This is a genomic window from Bacteroidota bacterium (assembly GCA_018266755.1).
In the GTDB taxonomy this organism is placed as follows: Bacteria; Bacteroidota; Ignavibacteria; order Palsa-1295; family Palsa-1295; genus JAFDZW01.
On sequence record JAFDZW010000001.1, the window covers coordinates 118,228 to 144,493 of the forward strand.

General features: G+C 54.2%; 21 protein-coding genes and 2 tRNA genes. 15 read left to right on the forward strand and 8 right to left on the reverse strand.

Translation table 11 applies throughout. The features are described 5' to 3' along the window. Position 1 precedes the first annotated feature (1 nt). Positions 2-574, reverse strand: a complete 573-nt coding sequence (locus JSS75_00455) for a hypothetical protein (GenBank protein ID MBS1902159.1) — start codon at positions 572-574, stop codon at positions 2-4. A gap of 110 nt (positions 575-684) precedes the next feature. On the opposite strand from JSS75_00455, the gene JSS75_00460 reads away from it, so the two are divergent. Genes JSS75_00460 through JSS75_00470 form a run of 3 tightly spaced genes read left to right on the forward strand, consistent with a single transcriptional unit; the run spans position 685 to position 3,739 of the window. After that, the gene (locus tag JSS75_00460; GenBank protein ID MBS1902160.1) at positions 685-1,707 is read left to right on the forward strand and encodes a GNAT family N-acetyltransferase; all 1,023 of its coding nucleotides are present in this window, start codon (positions 685-687) and stop codon (positions 1,705-1,707) included. 2 nt (positions 1,708-1,709) lie between these two features. After that, positions 1,710-2,873 carry a glycosyltransferase gene (locus JSS75_00465; protein MBS1902161.1) on the forward strand — a complete coding sequence of 388 codons (1,164 nt, stop codon included), beginning with the start codon at positions 1,710-1,712 and terminating at the stop codon, positions 2,871-2,873. Next, a complete protein-coding gene (locus JSS75_00470; protein MBS1902162.1) occupies positions 2,870-3,739 on the forward strand; it encodes an EamA family transporter in 870 nt (289 codons plus the stop codon). Before JSS75_00465 ends, JSS75_00470 begins: the two co-directional genes overlap by 4 nt. Positions 3,740-3,748: 9 nt before the next feature. Here JSS75_00470 and JSS75_00475 read toward each other — a convergent pair whose 3' ends face one another. Together JSS75_00475 and JSS75_00480 are read right to left on the reverse strand one after the other, a co-directional pair. Next, a complete protein-coding gene (locus JSS75_00475; protein MBS1902163.1) occupies positions 3,749-5,116 on the reverse strand; it encodes a choice-of-anchor D domain-containing protein in 1,368 nt (455 codons plus the stop codon). 406 nt (positions 5,117-5,522) lie between these two features. Next, positions 5,523-8,822, reverse strand: coding sequence for a choice-of-anchor D domain-containing protein (locus JSS75_00480; protein MBS1902164.1), 3,300 nt, complete (start codon positions 8,820-8,822; stop codon positions 5,523-5,525). Positions 8,823-8,962: 140 nt separating this feature from the next. On the opposite strand from JSS75_00480, the gene dut reads away from it, so the two are divergent. The 3 genes from dut (at position 8,963) to JSS75_00495 (ending at position 12,245) form a co-directional block, all read left to right on the forward strand. After that, positions 8,963-9,418, forward strand: coding sequence for a dUTP diphosphatase (gene dut, locus JSS75_00485; protein MBS1902165.1), 456 nt, complete (start codon positions 8,963-8,965; stop codon positions 9,416-9,418). 64 nt (positions 9,419-9,482) lie between these two features. Next, positions 9,483-10,493, forward strand: coding sequence for a class 1 fructose-bisphosphatase (gene fbp, locus JSS75_00490; protein MBS1902166.1), 1,011 nt, complete (start codon positions 9,483-9,485; stop codon positions 10,491-10,493). 12 nt (positions 10,494-10,505) lie between these two features. Next, the gene (locus JSS75_00495; GenBank protein ID MBS1902167.1) at positions 10,506-12,245 is read left to right on the forward strand and encodes a hypothetical protein; all 1,740 of its coding nucleotides are present in this window, start codon (positions 10,506-10,508) and stop codon (positions 12,243-12,245) included. Between the two features lie 7 nt (positions 12,246-12,252). On the opposite strand, the gene JSS75_00500 is transcribed toward JSS75_00495, so the two are convergent. The 5 genes from JSS75_00500 to JSS75_00520 form a co-directional block, all read right to left on the reverse strand. Beyond that, entirely contained in the window at positions 12,253-13,365 is a 1,113-nt protein-coding gene (locus JSS75_00500) for a hypothetical protein (protein MBS1902168.1), read from the reverse strand. A 105-nt stretch (positions 13,366-13,470) separates the two neighbouring features. After that, positions 13,471-15,987 carry a CHAT domain-containing protein gene (locus JSS75_00505; protein ID MBS1902169.1) on the reverse strand — a complete coding sequence of 839 codons (2,517 nt, stop codon included), beginning with the start codon at positions 15,985-15,987 and terminating at the stop codon, positions 13,471-13,473. Beyond that, entirely contained in the window at positions 15,984-16,772 is a 789-nt protein-coding gene (locus JSS75_00510) for a fibronectin type III domain-containing protein (GenBank protein ID MBS1902170.1), read from the reverse strand. Before JSS75_00510 ends, JSS75_00505 begins: the two co-directional genes overlap by 4 nt. A gap of 50 nt (positions 16,773-16,822) precedes the next feature. Next, positions 16,823-17,620, reverse strand: coding sequence for an RNA polymerase sigma factor (locus JSS75_00515; GenBank protein ID MBS1902171.1), 798 nt, complete (start codon positions 17,618-17,620; stop codon positions 16,823-16,825). A 72-nt stretch (positions 17,621-17,692) separates the two neighbouring features. Further along, a tRNA-Gly gene (locus JSS75_00520) sits at positions 17,693-17,767 on the reverse strand. A gap of 205 nt (positions 17,768-17,972) precedes the next feature. On the opposite strand from JSS75_00520, the gene JSS75_00525 reads away from it, so the two are divergent. The 9 genes from JSS75_00525 (at position 17,973) to tilS (ending at position 26,034) form a co-directional block, all read left to right on the forward strand. Further along, positions 17,973-18,512 (forward strand): hypothetical protein, encoded by a 540-nt coding sequence (locus tag JSS75_00525; GenBank protein MBS1902172.1) that lies wholly within the window; start codon positions 17,973-17,975, stop codon positions 18,510-18,512. Positions 18,513-18,934: 422 nt separating this feature from the next. After that, positions 18,935-19,008, forward strand: a tRNA-Pro gene (locus JSS75_00530). A gap of 80 nt (positions 19,009-19,088) precedes the next feature. Further along, positions 19,089-19,541 carry an HIT family protein gene (locus JSS75_00535; GenBank protein MBS1902173.1) on the forward strand — a complete coding sequence of 151 codons (453 nt, stop codon included), beginning with the start codon at positions 19,089-19,091 and terminating at the stop codon, positions 19,539-19,541. Between the two features lie 41 nt (positions 19,542-19,582). Continuing rightward, positions 19,583-20,278, forward strand: a complete 696-nt coding sequence (locus JSS75_00540; GenBank protein ID MBS1902174.1) for a radical SAM protein — start codon at positions 19,583-19,585, stop codon at positions 20,276-20,278. 32 nt (positions 20,279-20,310) lie between these two features. Then, positions 20,311-20,742, forward strand: a complete 432-nt coding sequence (gene queF, locus JSS75_00545; protein MBS1902175.1) for an NADPH-dependent 7-cyano-7-deazaguanine reductase QueF — start codon at positions 20,311-20,313, stop codon at positions 20,740-20,742. Beyond that, positions 20,742-21,218 (forward strand): 6-carboxytetrahydropterin synthase, encoded by a 477-nt coding sequence (locus tag JSS75_00550; protein MBS1902176.1) that lies wholly within the window; start codon positions 20,742-20,744, stop codon positions 21,216-21,218. Before queF ends, JSS75_00550 begins: the two co-directional genes overlap by 1 nt. Further along, on the forward strand, positions 21,215-21,895 hold the full coding sequence (gene queC, locus JSS75_00555) for a 7-cyano-7-deazaguanine synthase QueC (protein MBS1902177.1): 681 nt from the start codon (positions 21,215-21,217) through the stop codon (positions 21,893-21,895). The genes JSS75_00550 and queC overlap by 4 nt, the downstream gene beginning before the upstream one ends. 4 nt (positions 21,896-21,899) lie before the next feature. After that, complete coding sequence (locus JSS75_00560; GenBank protein ID MBS1902178.1) at positions 21,900-24,611, forward strand: LPS-assembly protein LptD; 2,712 nt, start codon at positions 21,900-21,902, stop codon at positions 24,609-24,611. After that, on the forward strand, positions 24,598-26,034 hold the full coding sequence (gene tilS, locus JSS75_00565) for a tRNA lysidine(34) synthetase TilS (protein MBS1902179.1): 1,437 nt from the start codon (positions 24,598-24,600) through the stop codon (positions 26,032-26,034). The genes JSS75_00560 and tilS overlap by 14 nt, the downstream gene beginning before the upstream one ends. Positions 26,035-26,266 lie beyond the last annotated feature (232 nt).

Genomic DNA, 26,266 nt, shown 5'->3' on the forward strand with positions numbered 1-26,266 from the left:
GTTATTTTTTTGCCCAGGTCTTATACAACGGGACCAGAGAACGCTCCGGTGCCTGTGCCTGAGAGAGCGCTACTTTTACGAAGAAATCGCGACTGCTTTCGTCCCAGAATACAAGTGGCATTTTGTCGCCGCCGAACGAGCCGTTCGATGCCTCGAACACCCCGCTCGAGAAATACCCGTCGGCAAGAGTGTAGTACATAAACGGTCCGGAATTCTTATACCGAAAGAAGCCAAGATCGGCAATATTGGCAAAATCGAAGGTAAGTTCGCCCGCGAGCTCATTGCCATCGAGGAATAAGCGTTTCTTGACGTTGGAGATATTGGGGAACAAGTCGGTAAGTTTCTTCCCCTGATAGTATTCCGAAATCAGCGAATTGAAGTCGTCTTTCGTCTGATCGGCCGTGTCGTTCGAGGCCTCGGAGTGGATGCGGGTAAAGAGGATAACGGCAGAGCCGCTCTTCCCATCCGGATTGAGCGAAACGCGCATTTCTTTATGGCCGGCGGTCAGGCAGGACGAGAGCGTGGCGGCAAGGAGCAGCGCGAAGGCGACGAATTGAGCGGTTGGTCGAATCATGCGTGCCCATAACACCGGAAGTAGGGTATTGAGATTCACCGAACAATCATGAAATTTTCCGTAGCGCGTCCCTTGTTGTTGCGGCCTGTAACCATCACTTTCACAACCCGTTGCCGACTTCCGAAGCGAATATAGAGATCCGTGTCGTCGAATACGACCCTGCCGTACATCGTTCGGAGTGGGATTCGTTCGTGCGCCGGTCGATGAACGGCACCGTCTTTCACGAGCAACGATTCCTGAATTATCATCCCGAGGGCCGCTTTGCGTTTGCGCATCTGCTGTTCTATTCGCAGCAGCGCCTGGTTGCAGTACTTCCAGGAGGATATAAGAACGGCGGCAAGATATACGAATCTCCCCTCGGCTCAAGCTATGGCTCGTTCGTCGTCGAAGACGTGAGTGCCGACGTTGCGCTCGCTATCGTCTCCGCATTCGAACGCTATATCGACGAACACGGCGTCGAAGAAGTATTCCTGACCAGTGCGCCGGTCATCTATTCACCGATCATTACACAAAATTTGGATTTCGCGCTCCTGTATAAGGGGTATGCGTACCAACGACATTATATTTCGCACGCGATCGAACTCTCGCGTGGCGGGGTGCCGTTCGATCGATTTCAGTCCACTGCACGCAAGCATATACGCCGTGTGACCCGGGAACATCCGGAGGTTCGGATCGAGGATGTCCCGCACAGCGAGCTGGAACGGGGACTACGCGAATTCTATCCGATTCTGCTCGAGAATAAAGCAAAGTTCGATGCAAAACCCACTCATACCCTCGACGAACTGCTGCGCTTGAACGAGTTGGTACCGGAGTTGATGCAGTTGTTTCTCGTTCGCGTCAATGACGAGCCAGTAGCAGGTTCGCTCCTGTTCCTCGCCAACAAGCGAGTGGCGCTGATCTTCTACCACATGCTGCGCTATGCGTTCGATGACATGAAGCCGATCTATTTGCTGATGAACCGAGTCACACAGTGGTCGCAGGAGAATGGCTTTGCGTTCGTCGATATCGGGGTGTCACAGGATACGCACGATGCGAACCCGATGACGCCGGCATTGTCGTTGATCCGGTTCAAAGAGAAGTTCGATTCGCGCGGGTTGCTGCGTTCGACGATGTCCAAACGTTATCGCCCATAAGAATGGCAGACGGCGGCGCGCGTAAGAGCATACGATTCCTCTTTGTCGGAGATCCTCGGTTCGACCGCCGCATTCGTAATCTCGTATCTCTCTTCGTTCGTGCGGGGTGGCGCATCGAGTTGTTCTATGGTTCTGTTACTCCGACCGAGGGAACATTGGATGGAGTGTCTGCGATGGTGCATATCAAGCCCTCTGCACCAAGCGGCCCAAGATTTTTCTTTTCCTACGATCGACTTCTGACAACGTACCTACGCAATGCACCTCCTGTGGACGTTACCGTGGTCTCGGACCTGTTCGGACTCAGAGCCGCAGCACGAACCAAGCCGGGGAAATCACTGCTCGTCTATGATGCTCGCGAGGTCTATACTCAACTTCCGGCAGTCGAGGGGAGCCAATTGAAGCAGTGGTTCTGGAAACAATGGGAGCGGCGAGGGCTTGGACAGACCGATCTCGTCGTTACCACTGCCCCTCTGGACGGCGACGTTATCAAAGCGGTGCATGGTACGTTGCCGCCAACGGTTGTTCTAAAGAACATGCCATCCGAAGCCGACATGGACAGCAGGAGTATCGATCTTCGCTCTGCTCTGGGCATCGGGCGTGACAGGGCGCTCCTGGTGTATGTCGGAGGGTTACAACAGGGCAGGGGCTTAGTGACTACTATCGAAGCACTGCAGCAAATCCCTGAGGCGGATCTGGTCTTGATCGGAACGGGAGCATTCACCGATACACTTCGTGAAGCGTCTGCACGAGCAGGATTGGCGAGCAGAACCCATTTCTACGGCCCGGCACATGCTGCGGACGTACTTCCGCTGCTGCGTTCTGCAGATGTCGGTATCTCGCTCATCGAACGGACATCCGGTAGTTACCGGCTCGCATTGCCAAGTAAGGTGTTCGAGTACTTGCATGCGGGGCTTCCGGTGGTATCGAGTCCGTTGGAGCAGGTGCAAATGTGCATCGGTGAGCAACCGTATCTATTCTATGCCGACGAGAACGATCTCGCTGCTGTTGTTCGTGCGATTCGAAACGCGCTCGACGCATCGACAGCAAGCGGAATGCGCGAACGCATCGCATCGGACGCCCGGGCCCACTATACGTTCGAGCATGATGCTGTGACATTGCTCGAACAGATCGAACGAATGACCTCACACGAACCACCCGTCGCGTGATCTATTTCTGGATATTTATACAACAGTCGATCGCCAGTATTACCCACATTGTCGGGCAAGATGCTGCGCGCGCACTGGACCCGGCCACGTTGTTACTGTTTCGTGCGAGCATTGCGTCGATCTCGCTCATGTTACTCGTTGGGGTTCAACAGCGGCGTTGGAATCTCTTTGCGGGCTTGACGCGCAATGAATACGCCCGCCTGCTCGTGCTTGGGTTTCTCAATATTGTCATTAATCAATTCCTCTATTTGGAAGGACTTCGGCTCACCACGCCGGCAAATAGTGCGCTCCTCTACGCTCTGACTCCTGCGATCGTATTTATATTTGCGCTCCGGGCACATTGGGAGCGGATGAACTGGAAGAAGATCGCAGGGATTCTCGTCGCCTTTGTCGGTACTGCAATTTTGATGTTCGAACACGGTGCCTCGTTTGCATCGCAGCATACCCAAGGCGATATTCTGATCTTCGTCGCTGTCCTTGCGTGGTCGTTATTCACCCTGCTGGGAAAACCGTTGATAGTAAAGTATGGGGCACTTCGTGTCACCGCATTACACATGACCGTCGGTGCGATTCTGTATCTGCCGATCGGCTTATGGAATTTTCACGCTCAGGAGGTGCTCACATATTCGAATCAGATCTGGATCGAGATACTCTACCTCGGCCTGTTTGCCTCGTGCGTGAATTACGTCCTGTGGTACTATGCGCTGGGGAAGATGGATACGAGCAAGGTAGCGATTTTCCAGAACCTCCAACCCGTGCTGACAACCGTTCTCGCGCTCGCACTCGGTCGAGCAGAACTTACCGGGGAGTTGCTCGCTGGCGGAGCACTCGCACTTGGCGGAGTGCTCCTGGTTCAATTTGGGTGAGGGTGACCGTTATCGAACGATCGCAATTTTGAATATGCAACGCGTCTGACTGCCCTCAATCACTCCGTGATACACTCCGGCCGGTAGGGAAGATACTTCCATTGCGAGCGTATTTTCTCCGACATTCACCGTCGATTGGTCAGACATACGTATTTGACGACCTGTTTCGTCAAAGAGACGGCACCGGACGACATCACTCGTATGTGCATAGAATTTCACGACGATCACATTTGTCGACGGATTTGGACTGACCTGCACTTCAGTCGCCGCATCAGTCGCTTCCAGCGACACATCTTGCGTGGTAATCACCGTTGCGTACAAATACACCGGAATACGAGATTTTGCCGCATTGGAAATAACGATGATGGAGTCTTTATATGTACCGATCAACGGCGGGTCAAAATGAACGGTCAGATCCTGCGCTTGATTTTGTGCAAGTTCTACATGGTCGTTGATGCCGGACACCGTGAACGGAGGGTGTGGGAAGAGTAAGTTCATGATCAACGTCCGCTGAGTATCCGAGACGTTCTTGATCGTCATGCTCAGTTGGACTTCCGGCGCGCTATGAATTGTAAATGTTCCGAAATCGAGCGATGTGGTGCTGAGGTAAATCTTCGGCAGCAATTCGTCCGCAGAATGGACATGGGCACGCAGGATCACAACGATCCGTCTATTCGCATCGTCGGCATTGCTGTTGATCACGATCGAATCGCGGAAGGTCCCGGTGTCTGTCGGAGCACATTGAACCGTCAGCGACTTCGACGCGCCACTATCGAGCAGGAAATTGCCGAGCCCGACGGTTACGAAGAACGGGGCATGTGCATTGACCACATTCCCGTTGAGTTGCAAACCGGTGTTTGTCACGTTCTTGATCGTCACATTGAGCGGCTTGGACTGCCCGGTGTACACGATGCCATAATCCAGGATGGTGGGCGACACGAGGATGCGTGCAACCGTATCCGGGACAAACCCTGTGCCACTGAGGTAGACGATGATCCGCTGGTGGGCGGAGTCCGAGTTCGTCGTGATCACGAGTGAGTCGGAAAACTGTCCGACAAACAGCGGTTTGAAGGAAAGATAGACCCGCCGCGCGGCGCCCGAATCGAGGCTTGAGACTCCTCCGCCGGAATCCACTGCAAACGGGGAGCCGAGCCCGCCGACCGAATCGGTGAGCGTGAACGCACCGGTACTGGTGTTGGTGATGACAACCGAAAGTTGCTTGCTGTTGCTGACAGCGACCCTCCCGAAATTAAGCGCTACCGGAGTAACGCTGACCTTGGGGATCGAATCGGCTGCCGAAAGCGGGTGCGCAAATCCAATCGAGGCCCCCGCCATGTATAACAATGAGAAAAGTACCAGTCGTGTAGCGAATCGCATAGTGCGGTGTAGTAGCATGATACGATTAAAGTTGTGCGGACGATGGATAGTTCTAAAAATTTCTTTGAAAAAAATTCAAAAGCTTGTCACACGCCCCTTGGGGTCGGGCGTTAGACCAATAGATAACGACGGAATATCTGGATCTGTAATGCTGAGTGCTCACATTGATCGCAGATAGTCATCCGAACGATCAGCCGGGTCATCCGGGCTCGAGGTAGAGGGATGAACGCAGCTATCCGCTTCCGATTTCGTGGCAATGGAAAACGGATAGCAGCGAAACGCTCTCTCTCGGTGGAAATGCTTGCCGTACGTCTGGGGAGTCACATGGTAAGCGCTACTGCCACGAGCCCGTATGGCCCGCCGCGATCGATACGTCTCAAGGAAGAGCGGCCTCGTGCCGCTTTTCTCATTTTCGGACCACAAGCTGCGAACTGCTCACAATCCCAGCATCGGTCCGCAGTTCAACCGTGTAGATGCCCGGGGCGAGGACGAGTCCGTCCGGCATAGTCATTTGATTCGGTCCCAGCTGTCGGAGCGCCCCCTCGAAGACCACCTGACCAAGTACGGTAACGATCTTCGCCTGCACCCCTTTCAGTGGTGAGTCTGAGATAACCCCAAGTGAACCAGACGATGGGTTCGGTACGATCCGAAGCTGCGGAGGAATCCCCCGCAAATAGTCGCGGAGCGTCGGGTGTCCGCATTCGTTTTGATAATTGAACGTGGCACTGATGGTAAACGCCACAGCGTGACAGCCGGTAAAGATCGAATCGTCCCCATTAAAACGTACATCCCGCATCGAGAGGGACGTTTGCTCGGCGGTCGTAAGATACACGCCGAATGTGAACGTTGCTAATGCATTGACAGAATCGATGTGCAGCCCGCTGTCATTTTCAATATGAATGTTGCGGCCATCGCTATCGACGACTGTATTCAACGAGTTGTGGCCTCGGTACTCGAGAAGATCGTTGTTATAGTCGAGTGTGAGATCGACAGCCGAAATATTATCGAGTTCGTGAGGATTTGTTTTCAGCGTTGCAGTCCACAATTGTCCTGCGGTGAGCGGCGTAGGGTCGGTCTCAAGCCAGAAATGCACTTGTTTTGGGTATCGGATGCCCATGATACAGGGGACCGGCGGAATGGCCGAATCCGAGTTTGTTCGAAAACTCGCCACCGATCGGTTGTCAGCCGGGTGACCGTTCGTATCCGGCTCGGAAATGATTTCGAGTTCTGTTACACTTCCTGGCAGAAGCGTCAACGGAAGCGGAGTCAGCACTCGGAAGGATGACGATGACCAGTCCACACCCGAAATGACGACAGAATCGCAGCTCGGATTTCGAAGGGTGACTCGTTTGACCTGCTGTTCGCACACCCAGGATGTATCGAACGTTAGGGTGCCGACGGAATCGAGCGTTAGGCGACGCACGGCACGAAGCGAAGCAGCGGTCAGTGGAATCGAGATGGACCCGCCCGAATCGAGCGGGACGGTAATCACAGCGAATTTCAAACCGACCGAATTCGGCACGAACGATACAGTAAGCACAATGGAATCTCCGGGAGCGATCGATTTTGTGCCTTGTGTTTGCAACACGAAGTCAGAATCTCCTGAAAGAGTGATCGCGCCGAGCGAGAGAGAATCGCAACCGGTACTGTAGACCGTGATCGTGCGTGCCTGGCTCTCACACAAATGCAGCGTATCGAATTGTAGCATCGACGCGGAGAGAGAATCTGCAGAGACTCCCGGGAAGCCGACGGCCATGACAGTGAGGAGAGTGTCGAACGTCACTGTAGCGGTCGGTTCGTAAAAACTCAAATGCGCCATCGCCTGAGTGGATACCGGTCCTCGAACAGTGGGAGTAAATCGAATTCGTAATCGGATACTGTCACCGCTTTGTACCTGAACCGGCAGTTGATTCGGGAATACGGTAAACGGCGCTGCCAGCGTAAGCGAATCAACGGAAATTGTTCGGCACGTTGGGTTAGTCAACACGATCGAGCCATCGGCTACCTCACACAGAGGCGAGCGCAACGTATCGGTTGCGGCAACAATAGCACGCTCATCCGGGAGAACATTTGCAACGATCGGGATCGTGAATGTTCCAATACTCGTATATATCACCAATGAGGCCTTTTTTGTCCCAGATTTCAACGGGTGAAAATTGACGGCAATGCCTTTTGGCCCGTCGGTTGATTTGAGTCGCAACTTGCGAATACCTGAAATACTCACTTCAAGGGAAGTCAGCGAGTCGCTCAGGAGTATCGTGCTGTCGATCATCAGTGGCAGGCACCCAATCGCAGAGAGGCTGATCGTATCAAGCCCCCCGGCACCGCAGAGCGATTGCGTTGCGAAGCGGAGCGAGTCTTTGTGATCGATTACTAATTCCGTCGGATGTGCAGTAACGACAATGACGAGTGGGAAAGTAGTGTCGACCCCAGTCCAGTCGGATGCGCAATAGTGCAGATGAATTGTCGCCTGGTACGTCCCCGGCGTTGTCGGAACGATGGAGAGATACGATGTGTCCGGGGCACCGGTATGGATGATCTTATTCGGCGTGATTATCGTTTTCGTGGAGCCTCCTGCAAAATTATCGAGCGTGAGACTTTGGATACGCATGTAGTCACAGGCCGAGAAGAACGTCTGTATCCGTAGGAGCGCCGAATCGCATGCATCGATCACGAGGGTGTCGCCCACATTCGAGTAAATACGAGCATCGCTCAGCAAGGGGGTGACGACGCTTCGGTCGGTGAATTTCCAGATCGTATCGCTGTCATACCAGGTGTCGATTGCATAACACACGCTTCCGCGCGTGGTTACCCCGCAGATCGGGACGTCATCGCGTTGGTCGGTCCCTGCGCTCGGTCCGCCGATGGGCGTCCAACTTGCGCCGAGATCGGTCGAACGCAGCACTCCGCCGGGGTATGTATTGCCTTTCATCTGCGTATACGCGATACATGCATCGCCCCAGAGGCCGTCGTCAAGTCCGAATCGCTGTGCCGGTCCGAGGACTGTGTTCCACGTTGCGCCGCCATCGGTCGAGCGCTGAATCCTCGATGCCCCGGGTCGCGGAAGCGTGTCGTCTCCGCCGGCTCTTATGTAAATGAGTGAAAACGGGAATGCATAGCCGTAGTCTGCTTCGATCGCATTTTGCGAGACATTCCAGGATAGCCCTCCGTCGGTAGAGTACAGACCGGGCACGAGTCCCCGGCTCGAACTACCACCCCAGATCGCGATGCTCTTATCAAGATTTCCGGTAATGCATTCTCCGGCAGTCAGCACCGATCTCGACCAGTTCTGAGCATGGTCGGCACTGATGCGCCCGCGACAATCGAAGAAGATGTCGTTGAGAATATATAATGGCTGGTCACGATAGACCGTAGGGTTCCAGAGCGTGCGCCAGGTCGTTCCGCTGTCCGTGCTTTCGTAGGTGCCGTAGAGGAAAATATTCGCCGGGGTATGGAAATAGCATTGTCCCATTCCGAGCATGGGAGCCGGGGTGCGGATCTGCTTCCAGTTCTTGCCGCCGTCGGTGGTGCGGAATACCTGATTGTTGGCAAGGGTAACGAATCCGTACTGTTCGTTGAGAAATGCGGCACCGACAGGGGTGCTGGAATTCAGTGAGGTAATGAACGGTTGCCACGCCGGTTGCGCTGAGGCGATCGACGTGCTCAGGATAACGAACACAGATACGACGAGCGAACGTATCTTCATTCTGTGTGGGATACTGGGTACTTGTGCGGTTTCACACAACCTCGGGGGAGTCAAATATACTACAATTGTATCCTCCGATCAATTTCCGGCCTCCGGCCATTTCCCGGGACGTACTATCGTAACTTTGCACCGTATTATCGATCATAACCCCGATGGAGCTGAAAATCAAACGTTTATACCCCGACAGAGATACAGATATTCCCTTGCCGTCATACGCGACGGAACATTCGAGCGGCCTCGACCTGCGTGCATCCGAAGACGTTGAGCTTACGAGCGGCGCATGGACACTGGTGCCGACCGGCCTTGCGATCGAAATACCCGAAGGGTTCGAAGGACAAGTTCGCCCGCGTTCGGGGCTGGCAGCCAAGCATGGTGTCACGTGCCTGAATACTCCCGGCACGATCGACGCCGATTACCGCGGAGAGGTACGAGTGATCCTGATCAATCTCGGCCCTGATTCCGTTCGCTTTTCTCGGGGCGAGCGCATCGCGCAGCTTATCATATCGCGCTATGAACGCGTTGAAGTCGTCACTGCGGATACTCTGACCGATTCGGAGCGCGGGAGCGGGGGCTTCGGCCACACAGGGGTACACTAACGCCCTTCGGGCCTGCGTAACACTTCTTTCGTAATTTGCGAAGCATACCAAGAGATGCGATATCATGTCAAATAAAGTTATTACGATCGAGCGTCACATTATCGAAGAAGAGCGCTCGTCGAACGGTGCGACCGGCGATTTTTCCGGATTGTTGCGCGACCTGACCCTTGCGATCAAGATCATTCACCGCGAGGTGATCCGAGCTGGGCTTGTCGATATTCTTGGCGCGACCGGGCAGGAGAATGTTCAAGGCGAGATCGTGCAGAAGCTTGACGAATATGCAAACGACGTGATCTTCCGTGCAATGGATCACGGCGGACATCTCTGTGCAATGGCAAGCGAAGAGAATGAGGACTTGCTGAAGATACCGGCCGAATATCCGAAAGGGAAATATGTATTGTTGTTCGACCCGCTCGACGGTTCGTCGAACATCGACGCAAACGTATCGATCGGGACCATCTTCTCGATCCATCGCCGGGTGACCGAGTCGGGCGACGGGACCGAAGCCGACGCACTGCAACAAGGCTATAAGCAGGTTGCGGCGGGATATACGATTTATGGCCCGTCCACGATGCTGGTCTACACAGCGGGGCGGGGAGTGTTCGGGTTTACGCTCGACCCATCGGTCGGCGAGTTCTTACTTTCCCATCCGAACATCCGCATCCCCGAGCACAAAGGAATTTACTCCGTGAACGAGGGCAACTACAACAAATGGTCGCCCGAGATGCGACGCTACATCGACTGGTGCAAACAAGACGATCCTGAGAGGAATAAGAAGGCGTACAGTCTGCGCTATATCGGCTCGATGGTCGCCGATGTGCATCGTACGCTTCTCTATGGTGGTGTATTCCTCTACCCTGCGGATGTCAAGAGCAAAAAAGGCAAGCTACGCCTGCTCTACGAGGCAAACCCGATGTCGTTCATCGTCGAGCAAGCTGGCGGCCGTGCAACCGATGGAATGGGAAAGCGACTACTTGAGATCGAACCGAACGAATTGCACCAGCGGACGCCGCTTGTCGTCGGTAGTCCCAAGAATGTCGAAGAGGTCGAGTCATTCCTCCAAGGTACACGCTGAAACCGAGAACCTGTGAATAGTCTCCGTTCCAGCCATATCCATCCGCTGACCTCTCCGCTGCCGATCGTGCTCGGGGTGACGGGTCATCGCGATCTGCGTACACAGGATATTCCGCAGCTCAAGCATAGCGTCCAGACCATCTTCCGTGAGCTGCTGGCAAACTACCCCTCAACTCCGCTGACGATGCTCTCATCACTTGCCGAGGGAGCGGATCGACTCGTCGCCGATGTGGCGCTCGAGATGGGTATCGATCTCGTTTGTCCGTTGCCGTTGCCCCCGGAATTATATCGAAGCGATTTTGTGACCGAAGAATCGCGTGCAGAGTTCGACCGGTTGCTTCGCGCAGCGAAGAGCTGGTTCACCCTGCCGCTCGTCGAAGGAGTCACCAATGAGGATATTAAGACGCATGGTCGCCCGCGTGATCTGCAATATGCACAGGTCGGTGCATATCACGCACAGCATAGTCAGATACTGATCGCGCTCTGGGACGGGCTCGTGCTCGACAGCGTCGGTGGGACGGGGAAGGTCGTACACTACAAGCTCGACGGAGTGCCGAAGATATTCGGGAAGACTCAAAGTCCGCTCGATCCAGTCGAGACCGGTCCGGTTTATCATGTGCTTACCCCGCGCGAGTCGAACGCTGACATCAAGGATGCGCCATTCACGGTAAAAAAGTATTTCCCTCGTGGTTATGGTGAAGATCAGGAAGCGCGGACTGCATTCGACCGCATTTTCCAGCAAATAGATCGTTTCAATTCCGATACCGAGCGATATACGCTTCATCTGCAGCAACACAAACCGCAAAGCGAAGCGTGGCTGCTGGGTGAGCAATCGAAAGAAGAACTATCCGAAGAACTGCGTTCGATCGTCGATCACTACAGTACTGCCGATACACTAGCAACCTACTTCCAACGATACACCCGCAGAGCGTTCGTGGGGATATTCTCGTTCGTGTTCTGTGCAGCAGCTTTCTTCGATCTCTACGCGCACCTCTTTCACGACGAACCGCTGGTATTGGCAGGATACCTGTGTGCATTGATGCTTGCGTTTATTTGGTACGTGTTCGCAAAACGGCGTCACTATCAGACGAAGTATCTCGATTATCGCGCGCTTGCCGAAGGATTGCGCGTGCAGTTCTTCTGGAGAGTTGCCGGGCTGAGGCAGACCGCCGGCGACTACTACATTCGAAAGCAAAAGAGCGAGCTCGACTGGATCCGTTTTGCCATGCGGACGGCAGCAATCCCGCTCAACGCCGATTCCGATGCGATGGACCCGGGCGATACCGCAAAACTGCGAACGCGACTCGAGCGAGTTTTGCATTCGTGGGTCGAGGATCAGGCGAAATACTATCCAAAGGCGCTAAAGCGTGATCATCACCGGCTTCACCGTTTGGAGCGGACGATCAACATATTGTTCTACGTAGGCGTCATACTTGCGGTTATTCAACTCTTGCTTGAGATACCGCACGAACTCAAAGATTATGTAGTGGTCGCAACCGGGCTGGCCCCCATTACTGCTGCATTACTCGGTGGCTATATCGAACGCAATGCACTGATCGGACATATTAAACAGTACGAACGGATGGGGGTGATGTTCGTTCAGGCAAAAGAGTATCTGGTTGCATTACTGAAGGATCGCCGCTATGCCGAAGCATCGGATTTTATCTTCGAACTCGGTACCGAAGCGCTTGGTGAAAGCGGCGACTGGATGCTTTTGCATCGTGAGCGTCCGCTTGAAGTGCCGAAGGGATGATCCGTAGTTAACGGCCGGTGCAACGCCGGTATCGGTCCATCGCTGCATCATAGAGCGCACGAACGGATTCATGGTGTTTTACTTGGGCTTTAACCCGTTCTTCGGCGCTTGCAATCCGAGGCTTGAGTTTGTCCGTGTCATAGACGTCCGCTCGTGCTTCGGCCTCGAGAAGCTCCTTGCGCAAGCGTTCGAGCTGCGCGTAATCCTGCCAGTAGGATTCTTCGATCCGCATCAACGAATCGGAGCGATTAGTGACCGAGAGCAACAGGCGCAAACATTCTTCTTGCGATGGTAATGCAATGAGCGTATTCGGCTCTGCGAATCGCTCCGGCATATTAATCGGCGAACCGTCAGGATCTTCCGCCTGCACACTCCACACGAAGTCACCACCTTGCGACGGCAGCCGAAACTCCGCCGGCCACATCAGTTGTGTAACATTCGTAACCACCCGTTCGAAAAACGAGCGGTTGTTAAGGATGGCCTGTTTTGGATGCTGGTTCGGCAATAACTCGACGACTTTTAGGCGATAGACTACGGCCGACTGTGGGGTAGGAACGATCGGTGTCCAGGAGAAAAGAGTGCTTGTCTCCAGACCCGACGTGATGGTCGCTGCATTGGCTGGTTGCAACAACTGAGGCAGTGAGTATCGAGTCAGAAAGAACGATCGGCATTCGAGCGGCGAGATCGTCTCGCGGGTATCTGCAGCCACGAGATGGACGCAGAGCTCATAGTTTCCTTCGGGAAGCATCCCGGTACGAAGTGTCGTCGTGCTTGCGTCGCCTTTGAACGTCAGGGCATTGGACGGGAATAGATCACCGCCATAGTATGTGCTTTGTCCCGGTGTGATCGACAGGACAGGCATCGATTCGGTTCGTGTCGAAGCAACTTCGTTTCCATTGAGTGTAAGCGATGCGACGATACGTGCATCGACGTTTTTATTGGTTGTATTTGTGATAAGAAGCGAGGCAATCTCGCGACGACTTTGCCAGTCGGTTAACCGTAACGAGGGATGCGGAGAAATACTCAGGTGTATCTGCATTCCTTGCCCGTGGATATCGGCTGTCTTGACAAGCAAAGCCAAAAAGAATACACTAATGATGAAGAGCGGTGACCTCGCCATGTTCTTTAAACGATCTGTGAATGGATGCCGTGACACCTCAGGGATCGCCGCCGCGGATCCAATGTGTGATCGAGAAGCCATCATATCGGTCGTTCGTATCATGGTTCAATATCCGATCAGTTCGAACCCTGCCCAATACAGAGGTTCGTCGTTGCCCATTCGTTTGTGCACGACAGAGCGCATCTTCAACTGCGCGGCACGCAGCGCCGCAGGTTTCGAGTCGCCTTGCAGCAATCGTTTATAGAAAATCGTCATCAACTCTGCCGTTTCGCGATCCGGGATTCGCCAGAGGCTCATCAGAACGTTGCGTGCACCGGCTGTGCGAAGGGCCCGAGGAAACCCGAATACACCTTCGCCCGGTTCGATCGTCCCTCTGCCACTCTCACAGGCAGAGAGTGTGACGAGATCGGTCCCGTACAGATCCAAATACATCGCTTCAAGACCGCTGACAACGCCATCGTTCGAGGGGTCATCGCTGCCGCGTCGAAGTGTTTTGTTTGCGCCGCTGAGGTAGAGTGCACATTCGAGCAGATCGTCGGTGATCGTATTGCCTTCGGAGCTATCCGGTCGAAATGTCGCATGTGTTGCGATATGAACGATCGAGCGATCACGGAGCCGGTCGAGATTCTGTTCACTCGCGTCGGAACCAAGAAATGATTGCACATCCCAATGAGCACCCCGAAAAATCGCGCCGATGTTCGATGCCTCTGATTTCGTTGCATTGAGCTCTTGCAGCATGCCTTTCTCCCGTGCGGTCGGCAGCGCTGATACGACAGAGGTACGGACATTTCCATACGCGGGGTCGGCAAAGATCGTGATGGACTGTGTCCGTTGTGACGGAACATCACGGGCTACGTCGCCAGTATTTGTAAGCGTGGCGATCTCATAGCGATCGATGACTTGTGTGCGATCGTCGATGGGTAGCATCGGAAGTGACAACTGCGAATAGATCCCATCGGGTGAGATGTACACTGTGCCGACATGCGGTAATAATTCGGCGATCGGAGCCCATATGAGTTTGCTTACAATCTTCAGCGCCTCGCGATGTTTGGTGCCAGGCACAAGTGCCAGATAATATGCACGGAGCATAGCGGGGTCTTCTAACGTCGTTGCATCTCCGATCACGGTGCTCTGCGGAGCAATACTATCGTGAGGCGAGACCACGAATGCGGCGTAGGTAGCGGTGTCGGTCTGCCGTTCGCCGTCGAAGTATGGAAACCGTGCGATCTCGATTGCAACGGACTCCGGTTGCAATCGGTCGCGGACGTTGTTCCACGAGACGCGCGGGAATTGAAGCGCCTTGCCGGCTCGTGCGGAGCGTCTGACAAGTTGTTTCTGAAGTCGCTCGATCGCGACATCGAGACTGTCGCTGCCGAAGAGCGGTTTTGCAATGAGCAGACTGTCGCCACTGCGTAAGGCCGAGCGCCGTGCAGCAAGGATGGCGATGTGTGCTATGAGTGAACTTGCAGTCGTGTCTCCCGAACGAGAGAGCGATTCCCGATTGGCGGCAAGGCTGGTGACCGCCGCTGCTTTCTCGAACAACAACCAATCGTACGCAACCGCCGATCCTGCCGGATAGATGGAACCGGTGCGAACCGCAGTACTGAACACGCGACCGCTCGTGCGATATATTTCACGGAGAAATTCTAATCGCTCCCGCTCGCTCGTGTAGCTGAAGTTGACCTGCGCCGCGTCCTCATAGATCGAGAGTGCGCGGTTGTACGCTGCAAATGCGGCATTGGGACGATTCTGTAACTCGCAAATGCTGCCGTCGACCAGTTGCGAGAGTGCACGTGTTCCGTAGGATCGGTCGCCGGTTCGCATGAGATCGTTCTCGCAGGCGCGGATATCCGGTTCTGCGGAATCGGGGTCAGATGCGATCGCTCTGGTTCGAGCTCGTGCAAGACGAATGGAGGCTCGGAGTTCGAGTCGAGGTTCGTTTGCAGCGGAGAGGAGTTCTAATGCCGTCGAATAGATCCGCTCCGCATTGTGATACCGTCCTTTCTCGAATGCAATATCTCCGGCAAACCGTTGGATGCGAATTGATTCGGTGCTACCGTTCCCAAATCCCGACATGATTGTCGCCGAAAGGCCGCTGGCAAGGTTTTCGGCTTCTTGTGCATTTCCGCTGCGAAGCGCATACTCGGCCGAAGCAAGCGTGGCAAGGGCTGTGAACTTGTTGTCGGCGCCAAGTTCGACACGATATGCACTCACTTGTTCATTCGTTGCTCGAACAGCGTCGCGGTAGCGTCCTTGTTCCGAATATAGCCGGGCGAGTCTGCTCCACGCAGAGGCGACAATAGGATGGTGTGCGGAATAGAGGCGTGTGTTCGCGGCGATTGCACGTTCCAGCGCTTCTTCGGCTTCGCCGTATTCTGCTTGCTCGAGCGTGAACACCCCAAGCATGTACTCGCAGTATGCAGCAACGGAGTCGTTGGGTTTGGATGAATGGTGATCCGCTAAGATCGAGCGTACGTAGTATTCACCATTGTGAAGGTCGGCAGCATACAGAAGGGAGTCGCAATGACGTGTTACAACGGCAAGCGCGGGTGGTCCTTGTGCCTGAGTCGGAAGGGGAGTCGAAACGAAGAACAGAAATAATAGGAGTACTCGATCGATCACGGAACAACGATGCTTTGCGCATCGGAGGACGGACCCTTGGCACGTCCCTTTGTAGCGGTTACACGAACACTGACGGAATGTCCGCTAGGGAGTGAGCCGATCCGGGCATACGCATGCGCAACCTGGGCAACAGGATGAAAATGTTGATCATTCTCGGTCTTGATCTCGACGATATAGCTAAGCGCACCCTCGACCGGTTGCCACGTCAGACGGATCGAACGCGGAGTTCCGGGCTCGACGGTAAGCTCGTTCGGCCGTTGGATCTGACCGGTGAGCGAACGCCGCAAGCGGGCGAGATCTTCCGGAGAGTTCGACCGGGACGATCGAGCCTGATCGTCTGCACCGCGAAATTGGGTTGACGATGGCGTACTCGTCGTTGTCGATTGATCGGTCGGTGTCGAAACGGGGGCAGGGGGGGCAGTGATACTCTGATCGGAAACCGGTGTCGTCAGCGGAGTGGTAGCGGACCACGGGCGCCATGCGAGTAAGGCAACGACAACCACGGCTGTTGCTCCGACGAGGCGGTATGTGGTCTGCGATGCAAAGATCGAGGTAAGTCGGGCAAAAAAGCCGCTCTCGCTCTTTATGACGACGGAAGCTGTTGGAGCAACGGCAAACCGCTGGTATGCCATTGCAATAGCCGAATCGCTTGGGTGGCCGACATCGGCGAGATATCCGTAGAGGATTGAGAGCGAATGAGATTGCTCTCGAAACGAATCGCCGAGTTCGGGGTATGCGCGCTCATAAGAGGTCAGCACCTCGGCTGCATTTGACCCTTCAAGCATAGCGGCAACGAAGGAGTCACTAAAACGATTGATAATGTGCTCAGACTCTCTCATATAAATAACCCCAGTGATGCAATGACGAAGAAGATCCCTTTGCCGACGAGTGCAGAGTAAAATGCTTCCAGTGCTTCGTCCTCTGAACTGACTTGGTCGGCCGTGACATCCTCCCGAAGATATAAGCGTCTGAGCACGGCATTTTGTGACGCATCCAGTGTGGAAAGCACGCTACGGTGCTTGGAGATCAGTTTTTGGCGCAGCATCATAACGCCTCGCTTATGGATCTGGCGGGCATTTGCAACGCTAATTCCATTGTTTTCAGCGATTTCCTCGTACTCGAGCCCAGAAACGCGCTCTTCGATCACTTTCCGGTACTTTTCATCGAGCTCGGAGAGGATTCGGACAGTCTCCATCCCGCCGAGTATAATGTCGGAAATATCAGCCTGTTTGTCTGCCGGTTGGAGCCGAGCTTCCCAATTTGCGGCGGCGTTCTCTTCGGTGGGTGAGTCATCGAAGCTGATAAATACGCGATCCTTGCGATTGCGGCGGCGGTTGTGGTCCAGCGCAGTATGCTCGGCCACCACATGGACGAACCCAAAGAGTCTGCCTTGTTCAATTACACGTTCTGCCTTCTCTGGATTTCGGAATGTCGCCAGAAGCTTTTCCAGCGTCTCCATCATGATATCGTTCAGTTCGTCTTCTCCAAACGATGTGCGCCAGTGTTTTTTGAGCGACGCGTAGACAAATTTATAGAGCAGCGAAAACAGTCGTTCCTCGCAACGGCGATCACCCTGCGCAGTGCCCCGAACAAGTGGTTCTACGTTCGGCAGATCGTTTACGGCAACGGACATTTCAGGGTTGTGTCAAGAAGTGGAGAAGTGTATAGTATTGTGTAATCACGCTCTCGAAGAGATGGCTCTGTCTGGAGCGGGAGACGGGGATCGAACCCGCGACGTTCAGCTTGGGAAGCTGACATTCTACCACTGAATTACTCCCGCATGGTGCACGATAATGCAATTATGCCTCCCTATGAAATCGAAATCGGTGAAAACAGTTTCATTCTTACACAAACACTTGCTGCAAAGCCCATGCCAGAGGGGCGTTTCGGAGTTTGGTACGAATATTGATTGATTCCTTTAATGAATGCAATGATGTATAGAGCGGCCGCGGCATCACGGCCGGATGGAGAGGAGAGATAGAACGATGAAATTCACCCGAAGCATCAGAATGATCGCCCTAGCGCTCTTAGTCGCAGGGACCGCACACGCCCAACGATTTGTGGAATCGCCAAATGATTGGGTCACCAAGAATGTCCGCGAACACGGCTTGGATACAACGCGTCTCGAAATGCACGCGTCGTTCGCCCTCGATCCGATCAACGACACGATCGGGCTGATCTATCACGAACCCTATCCGGATTCCGTAATGCCGAAGACCGCCATCGAAGTCGCGGTGATCACTGTCCAGGCGGAAGAAGCGGACGAAGTAGTGGAAACGATCGAGAAAGAGGCCCGCAAGATCGGAGCGGATTGGATTATCGGCTTCAACGAACCGCGTTTACATGTGATCCGCTATCATGGCGATGCCCGAGGGATCTACCGTTCGACGGCAACGCTCTATCGCGTGATCAACGATGAATTGGTACCCGCATCCGACATCGCAGTAATCGACTGCGGCCCGAGTCACCTCAACGAATGCAAAGCTGTCTTGACATGGCTTGAGGACGAACACAAATCGAAGTGAACCTAATACAGGGTAATCGATTAGCCTCTGAAAGCCCGAAGAATAGTGCGATGTCAAAAGTGATGATTCTGCATTTTTTTTTCTGAATTGTGAACTCGGTACCTGTTTTTTTGTTTTTCACTGCAGAACGTCGTATGTTTGTATCGCTGTTGTCGTTGGACGAACGGCGGACGTTCAAAGAATTTGACAAGTAGGGGCGCTTCGGAGACTGGCGTGCGTTTCACAAAGGGAGGACCAATTTCTCTTCACCGCCCACGCAGAGCCGAAGCGCTGTTTTTTTGAGGATGAGTTATTCATCCGAACGCGAAAGACCCGGAGCATCTCCGGGTCTTTTTCGTTTTCGGCAACTGCTTCATTCAAAGAAATTTGAAACTTCGTGCCCATCGCAGCGGTTGTAAGCGACTCAAAACTGATTAATAGTTCGGGGCGTGGCTCAGCCTGGTAGAGCACCTGGTTCGGGACCAGGGGGTCGGAGGTTCAAATCCTCTCGCCCCGACACTTCAACCGCAAGGCGGTACTCCGACCATCCCACGATATTCTTCCGATCCTTCAACACGTTCAATCACCGTTCGTCGTATGGAGACCAACTGTATCTTCTGTCGCATTATAGCTGGCCAGGAGCAATCATGGAAGGTATATGAGGACGAAGCGCATGTCGGGTTTCTCACACCGTATCCCAATACTCCCGGGTTCACAGTGCTCATTACCAAGGAGCATCATGAGAGTAACGTGCTGCATCTCGATGAAGCGCGATACCTGTCAATGCTCCGTTCCGCACGGATACTCGCCCACCGGCTCGAATCGAAACTCGGCGCACGACGTATTGCTTTGGTGATCGAAGGAATGGGCGTCGACCATGCACATATCAAGCTCATCCCAATGCATGGCATTCCCGACGGGCCCTGGCAGCCGATCCATTCGAACGAGCCGACGATGCACGAAACGTACCAAGGATTTATCGCAACGCACGACGGGCCTCGCATGAGCGACGAGCGCCTCGATGCAATTCGCCGTCAAATAGCCGAATAGGTGCCGCGAACATCATCTCTATCGGCGGTGTTTAAGACACGATGCTCGAGATTGCCCCGCAGTCGCTGACGATCGCCGAACGGCAACGCCCAGATATCCTTCGCGTGAACGAGATATTCTACTCGATTCAGGGTGAAGGTTCTCGTGCGGGCGAACGCTGTGTATTCGTGCGGATGACCGGCTGCGGACTCCGGTGTAGTTACTGCGACACGGAGTATGCCTTCTATGAAGGGACCGATCGCTCGATCGAAGATATTCTGTCGGAGATTGCAGTCCATGACTGTTCGCTTGTCGAATTGACCGGCGGTGAACCGCTGGAACAAGAAGGAGTATATACGCTCATCGACCAGTTGCTCATTCGAGGCTATGAGTTGATGATCGAGACAGGCGGTCATATCGATATCAGCCGTGTCGATATGCGTGTCAAGCGAATCGTCGATCTGAAGACGCCATCGTCGGGGATGTCGAAACGAAATCTGCTCTCGAACATCGACGTTCTTGGGAAGCACGACGAGGTGAAGTTTGTCATCGGCGATCGCGCCGATTACGAGTGGAGCCGGCAGATGATCCGCACCTACTCCCTTCACGAGCGTGTGGGCACGATCCTGGTGTCTGCGGTTGCCGGCGTGCAATCGCTCGAAGAACTCGCGAAGTGCATACTCGAAGATTCGCTTCCGGTAACACTGCAGGTGCAGTTGCATAAGCTCATTTGGCCCCATGTCGAGCGTGGCGTCTGAGCGAACGGTTACGATTTTTTTATTCCGAACGAATGGCACGATCCAATAAAGTAGAACTCGTTGTATTCAAGAACCCGCACCCTGAGCGCGACTATACGATCACGCATGTCAACCCGGAATTTACATCGGTGTGCCCGGTGACTGGCTTGCCGGATTTCGGGGAGATCTCGATCGAGTATGTTGCCGACGAACTCTGTGTAGAATTGAAGGCACTGAAATATTACTTTCTCTCATTTCGTAACCGCGGTATCTTCTACGAAGCAGTGATTAATGAGATTCTCGATGATCTGGTCACGGCAATGAAGCCTCGTTCGATCACCGTTCGCGGTGCATTCTCGACGCGCGGCGGCTTGCACTCGGTTGTGGAAGTCGGCTATATCAAAGGGCTCGATCGCGAACCGAAGCCGTCGCCGCGAGTGAAGATCGTCCGCCACACAAAACCCGTTGCAAAACCTGTCGCCTGATGCTCACGAAGATCTCAAAGACGTTCCGTTGGGAAATGGCACACCGACTGCCGTTTCACGAGGGCGGCTGTCGCAATATTCACGGACATAGTTACGCGATGACCATCGAGATCGGCGGAGAGCCCGATGCGAATGGGATGGTTCTCGACTACTTCGATCTGAGTTCGATCTGCGAACCGTTGGTCAAAGAGATCGATCACGCGTTCTTATGCGATCGCTCCGATGCCGAGGTGAGAGACTTTCTTGTGAAGACAGGATACAAGGCGGTGTTTGTGGACTTCCCGACAACGGCGGAGAACATTGCATCATGGTTCTTCAGTCGGTTGTCCGATCATTTTATGATCTTTAAGCATATCCGTACACTTCGGGTCGTGGTGAGCGAAACGGAACGCACGACTGCCGAAGTACACGGTGAGATCCGAATCCCGCCGCTCGACCCGAGAATGCTCGAACATCAATCGCACATGCTCGAATGAGATCCGTCGTACTGCTCTCGGGCGGAATGGACTCGACATTGACGGCTGCGATTGCACGAGCCGAATCGGATGACGTTGCCGCGATTCATTTCAACTACCGCCATCGCACCGAACGCCGCGAGCTCAAGGCATATCACGATGTATGCGATGCACTCGGCATCGAGAAGCGATTGGTGGTGGATGTGGAGATTCTCCGGCGGATCGGCGGTTCGAGCCTGACCGATTCGTCGATCCCCGTAACGGCCGCTGACTTCGAATCGAAACATATTCCCAGTTCCTACGTGCCGTTTCGTAACGGCACGTTCCTTGCGATGGCAGCCGGCTGGGCAGAGACCATCGCTGCGGAGCGCATCTACATCGGAGCAGTGGAAGAGGACGGATCCGGCTATCCGGATTGCCGAAAGATTTTCTTCGAAGCCTTCGAACAGGCAATTGCTCTGGGGACGAGACCCGAAACGAAGATTACGATCGTCACACCGCTTATCGCGATGAAGAAATCCGATATTGTCCGTCGTTCGCTCGAGCTCGGTGCGCCGCTTGCTTCGACGTGGTCCTGTTATCAGTCGGAGGAACTGGCGTGCGGTGTTTGCGATTCGTGTGCACTTCGTCTGCGCGGCTTCGCACGAGCAGGTGCCGAGGATCCGATCCCGTACGCACAACGGCCCTCCTACGCATAGCTTCATGAAGGCGGCAGCGACTCGACTCTTTCACGCCCTGGTTCCGATCTTGCTGGCGCTGGTCGCGTCCGATACCTGCGTGTTCGTCCATTCCGCCGCCGCACAACGAATCGCACTCGACTCAACTGCCGGCAAAAAGGCAGGGTTGGTACAGCCCAGAGCAAAGCGCCCGGGGTTCGATCTTCCGGACTCACTCTATCATGCAGTCGATTCTGTTAAAGGACAGATCGATACCATCATCTACTACACGGCACAGGATTCCGTCGTATTCAATGTCCCGAAGAAGACGGTGGTGATGATCGGGGATGCGACGCTCGACTACGAGAACAAGAGTCTGCGCGCACACGGGATCATGGTCGATTTTCCTACCAACACCCTGACGGCGACAAGTTCGGCGGCGGATTCCGTCATTCAGTCGTCGATCGCGCATCAACGACGAATCCTCCGAGACACGGCTCGCATCAAGAGCAGAGGCGCTCCAAAACTTATGGATGGCAATACGCCGTATGAGGGGGAAATACTAACGTATAATCTTCAGACTCGCCAAGGCACCGTACAACTCGGTACAACGGAAATGCAGGGCGGGTTTTATTACGGCGAGAAGATCAAGCAGGTCGATCAAGGTGTCCTCTTTGTAAAAAACGGCAGATATACCACGTGCGACGCACCGACGCCGCACTTTTATTTTGAATCGCCGAAGATGAAAGTGATCAGCGGCGACCAAGTCTTTGCCGAACCGCTGTATCTCTACATCGCAGATGTGCCGATCTTTGCATTGCCGTTCGCTGTGTTCCCCGAACATGAGACGGGCAGACATTCCGGTCTGATCGTTCCGAACTACACCACACAGAACGCCCGTGGATTCGGCCTGACGCATTTGGGGTACTACGTGGTGTTCAGCGATTACATGGATATCGCATTCCGGTCCGACCTCTATACCAAAGGTGGATATAATCTGGAGCTCGCGACTAACTACATGCAGCGCTATGTCCTCAATGCGCCGATCAACCTGACACTTGCGTACGGCAAGGCCCGAAGCAATAGTGTCGATCCTTATACGGAAGCCTACCGACTGGACTTTTCCGTTCCGAACTTGATCATCGATCCGGTCACTTCGCTGAACTCGAGTGTACACTTTCAGTCGCAGAACTTCCAGCGCTTCAACGCGACGAACCTAAATGATCTTCTCAACCAAAGCATCACTTCTCAGGCATCGTTCTCGACATCGTTCGAGAAGCTAGGGGTGTCGTTGGGCGTCAATTACTCACGAAATCAGGACCTCATCACTGGCGAATACGGAGAGACCAGTCCCGACGTGAGCATTTCGCGTTCGACACCGATCTTTCTCTTCGGCAGCGTTGATAATCCCGAGGCTTCCTCCGGCCTCCTGCAAACCGTGGCACTGAACTTCGGACTTCGTCTCTTTCGATCTGTGCACAAGTCGCCGGTTCGCATCCCTGCAGACACAAGCCGTGGTATCGTCGGAGATACGTCGTTCGTGACGAAACAAAGCTACAGTGCATTGCTGAGCCCGTCGTTAACTATTTCTCCGAAGGTTGGGTATATTTCCTTCACTCCTTCCGTGAGTCTGAGTGAAGCATTCTTTATTCGTGACAAGATCAAGACGCCCCGGCTCGTCATTAATACCTACAATGGGAAAAGCGACACCACGGTAACCTTCGATCAGACGTACAAGTATGGCTTCTACGGTGCCGGCAATGTGAACTTCGGGCTTTCGGCAGCCACTACACTGTTCGGAATCCTCAACCTCGATGCGCTTGGCGTGAAGGCTATTCGCCATGCATTCCAACCCTCCATCTCGTTCAATTATCATCCGGACGTTTCGAAGCAGGCGTCGCGATATTATACCGACCCGATCACGGGCAAGGAGATCCGATACTCTCGGTTCGAGGACGACGGGAATGGTACGATTGCCGATGGCGGACGTTCAGGTACGGTATCGCTTTCGCTCGGCAATGACTTCGAAGCGAAGATCGAACACAAGATCTCGGCCGATTCGAGCTGGGAAGAGAAAGTGAAGCTGCTGAACTTGAGCGGGTCCAGTGGATACGATCTCATCCAGAAGCGCTGGAGTCCGGTCTCGGCCTCGGCGAATACGCAGATCGGCACGCTCTTTAGTTTGGGTGGCAATGCTTCATTCTCGCTCTACCCTGCGAATTACCTCGGCGGCGACTCGACCGGTGGACACACGTTCCGCATGACGAGTGCATCATTCCACATGGGCGGTGGCTTCTCGTCGAGTCAGACGACTTCCGGCGAGAATTACGATTCGTTGAAACGTCTTTTTCATCTGAACTCCCCAGATGAAGAACGCTCGATGTTTCTTGGCGGACAATATCAAGGAGCGTTTGTGTATGTGCCGTTTCGCCCCAAATGGAATCTGAGTTACGATTTTTCATACACGCTTGGCTATGCCGGGCCGATCGTGTCGAAGAACTTCTCGGCGAATGCCCGGCTGTCGGTTTCGCTGACACAGAATTGGAGTTTGTCCTCCGGCATTGGGTATGATTTGCAATCGAAGCAGATCACGGTGCCCGATATTACTATTCATCGCGATCTGCATTGCTGGGAGTTGAATTTCGATTACCGCCCAGTCGGATACGTTCGCGGGTTTAACTTCGAAATCCGGCTGAAGGCACCGCAGCTTCAGGACATCAAGCTTACCCGTCAGGAGAGTACGTATGGCACGTTCTAAGCCCGACGGTCTCCTGGAGCGTGTGCGGACGACGCTCGTCCGCTTCGGTGTATCGAAGGCTGATTCGATCGTGGTCGGTGTCAGCGGCGGGGTAGATTCGATGACCCTGCTGCAGTTGCTTCATACTCTTAATAGTAAAGGAGTCTTCCGCCGTTTGGTAGTCGCGCATGTCGATCATGGGCTTCGCGGAGACGAATCCGATGCCGACAGACAACTTGTATTACGAACTGCGATCAAGTACAAACTGGAGTGTTTTGTAGAGGCTGTGGATATTAACGCACGCGCCGCTTCCGCTGGCGTTGGGATTGAGGAAGCAGCACGCGACGAGCGCTATTCCTACTTCCGCGACATTGCAGAGCACGAGAAAATCGCATGGGTCGCAACAGCACATCATGGTGGTGACGTACTCGAAACCTTGCTCATGAATATTGTGCGTGGGACGGGCCTCAGAGGGCTTGCCGGCATGCCCGCAAACAGGCCACTCTCGTCGAGCGTCACTCTTATTCGCCCGTTGCTCGGTGCGACGCGGGACGAGATTACCGTGTATGCGCGCAAACACCGCATTCGGTGGCGTGAGGATAGCAGCAATAGCTCCGACGTATTTACTCGCAATCGCATCCGTCATCGTGTGATCCCGGAATTGGAAAAGGCCATGCCGGGGCGTGATCTTGACGAGGCCGTTCGTCGGCTGACGACTTCAAGTACGGAGGTATTGGATTTCCTGCGTCAGTGCGCGGATGAACTCGGACGCAACGCCACGATCAAAACAGAGCCCACATTTTTCGTTTCGAATCGAGCGACCGCGTTCCGGTTGGATGTCTTGCGCAACACATCGCCGGTAGTGGTTCGCGAACTTCTGATCGATGTCTTCGCGCGTATGCGCCAACCCGCGTTTGTGCCTGATACCCGCACTTGGAATAGAATCTGGGCAATGATCCAACAGGGGAAGCCGGCAGCGTTGCAGATCACTGCCGGTCTGAGGCTCTCGCAACGCGACAATATTCTCCTACTCGAACCGTCTATTAAAGCAGTACCGCTTCAGGCAACTCTGGCGATTGGCGAGACACTGACGACTGAGATCGGCACACTTTCGCTTCGTCGTACCAGGCGCTCGGCAACGGTCACAGACCCAAACCGATGTATGTTGCCGGCTACATTGGTGCAAAAAAACGGCTTGTCGGTGCGAATCTGGAAGCCTGCGGACCGCATCAAACCGTTCGGGATGAAGGGAAGCAAGCTCGTCAGTGATCTGCTTTCCGAGGCAGGGGTGAAGACCGAAGCTCAAAAACGTCGCTTTCCGCTCGTTGTGCTCGCCCACGACCCAAATATAGTAGTCTGGGTGCCTGGGATTCGGGCGTCGGAGATCTGCCGTATCGCCGGCCGCGCCGAAACAGCCGTACTATTAGAACGTAAACTTTCGTAGACGCTACGAACCGAGCTATCGGGGCGGGTGTTTTCAAAAACCAAGTATGCTAAACAAGTTGAATATGGCAGACCGCTCCGGAGGCGACTCCGAGGAGCGTCCCTCCAGCCGCGGAAACGGTCCGGGTCGTGGTCGCATGACCCCGCCAAGCGGCCCCGGTGGCAAAGGCGGACCGGATATGAACAATCGCCAGCACATGATCCGTACGATTGCGTTGTGGGTCGTGATGATT

Excerpts from the sequence above, each read along its gene's own strand:
- JSS75_00510 (MBS1902170.1), bottom strand. The coding sequence starts at position 16,772 with ATGCTTGAAGGGTCAAATGCAGCCGAGGTGCTGACCTCTTATGAGCGC.
- queF (MBS1902175.1), top strand. The coding sequence starts at position 20,311 with ATGGCACGATCCAATAAAGTAGAACTCGTTGTATTCAAGAACCCGCAC.
- JSS75_00540 (MBS1902174.1), top strand. The coding sequence starts at position 19,583 with ATGCTCGAGATTGCCCCGCAGTCGCTGACGATCGCCGAACGGCAACGC.
- JSS75_00515 (MBS1902171.1), bottom strand. The coding sequence starts at position 17,620 with ATGTCCGTTGCCGTAAACGATCTGCCGAACGTAGAACCACTTGTTCGG.
- JSS75_00480 (MBS1902164.1), bottom strand. The coding sequence starts at position 8,822 with ATGAAGATACGTTCGCTCGTCGTATCTGTGTTCGTTATCCTGAGCACG.
- JSS75_00560 (MBS1902178.1), top strand. The coding sequence starts at position 21,900 with ATGAAGGCGGCAGCGACTCGACTCTTTCACGCCCTGGTTCCGATCTTG.
- fbp (MBS1902166.1), top strand. The coding sequence starts at position 9,483 with ATGTCAAATAAAGTTATTACGATCGAGCGTCACATTATCGAAGAAGAG.
- JSS75_00535 (MBS1902173.1), top strand. The coding sequence starts at position 19,089 with ATGGAGACCAACTGTATCTTCTGTCGCATTATAGCTGGCCAGGAGCAA.
- queC (MBS1902177.1), top strand. The coding sequence starts at position 21,215 with ATGAGATCCGTCGTACTGCTCTCGGGCGGAATGGACTCGACATTGACG.
- JSS75_00500 (MBS1902168.1), bottom strand. The coding sequence starts at position 13,365 with ATGGCGAGGTCACCGCTCTTCATCATTAGTGTATTCTTTTTGGCTTTG.
- JSS75_00475 (MBS1902163.1), bottom strand. The coding sequence starts at position 5,116 with ATGCGATTCGCTACACGACTGGTACTTTTCTCATTGTTATACATGGCG.
- JSS75_00525 (MBS1902172.1), top strand. The coding sequence starts at position 17,973 with ATGAAATTCACCCGAAGCATCAGAATGATCGCCCTAGCGCTCTTAGTC.
- JSS75_00550 (MBS1902176.1), top strand. The coding sequence starts at position 20,742 with ATGCTCACGAAGATCTCAAAGACGTTCCGTTGGGAAATGGCACACCGA.
- JSS75_00455 (MBS1902159.1), bottom strand. The coding sequence starts at position 574 with ATGATTCGACCAACCGCTCAATTCGTCGCCTTCGCGCTGCTCCTTGCC.
- JSS75_00465 (MBS1902161.1), top strand. The coding sequence starts at position 1,710 with ATGGCAGACGGCGGCGCGCGTAAGAGCATACGATTCCTCTTTGTCGGA.
- tilS (MBS1902179.1), top strand. The coding sequence starts at position 24,598 with ATGGCACGTTCTAAGCCCGACGGTCTCCTGGAGCGTGTGCGGACGACG.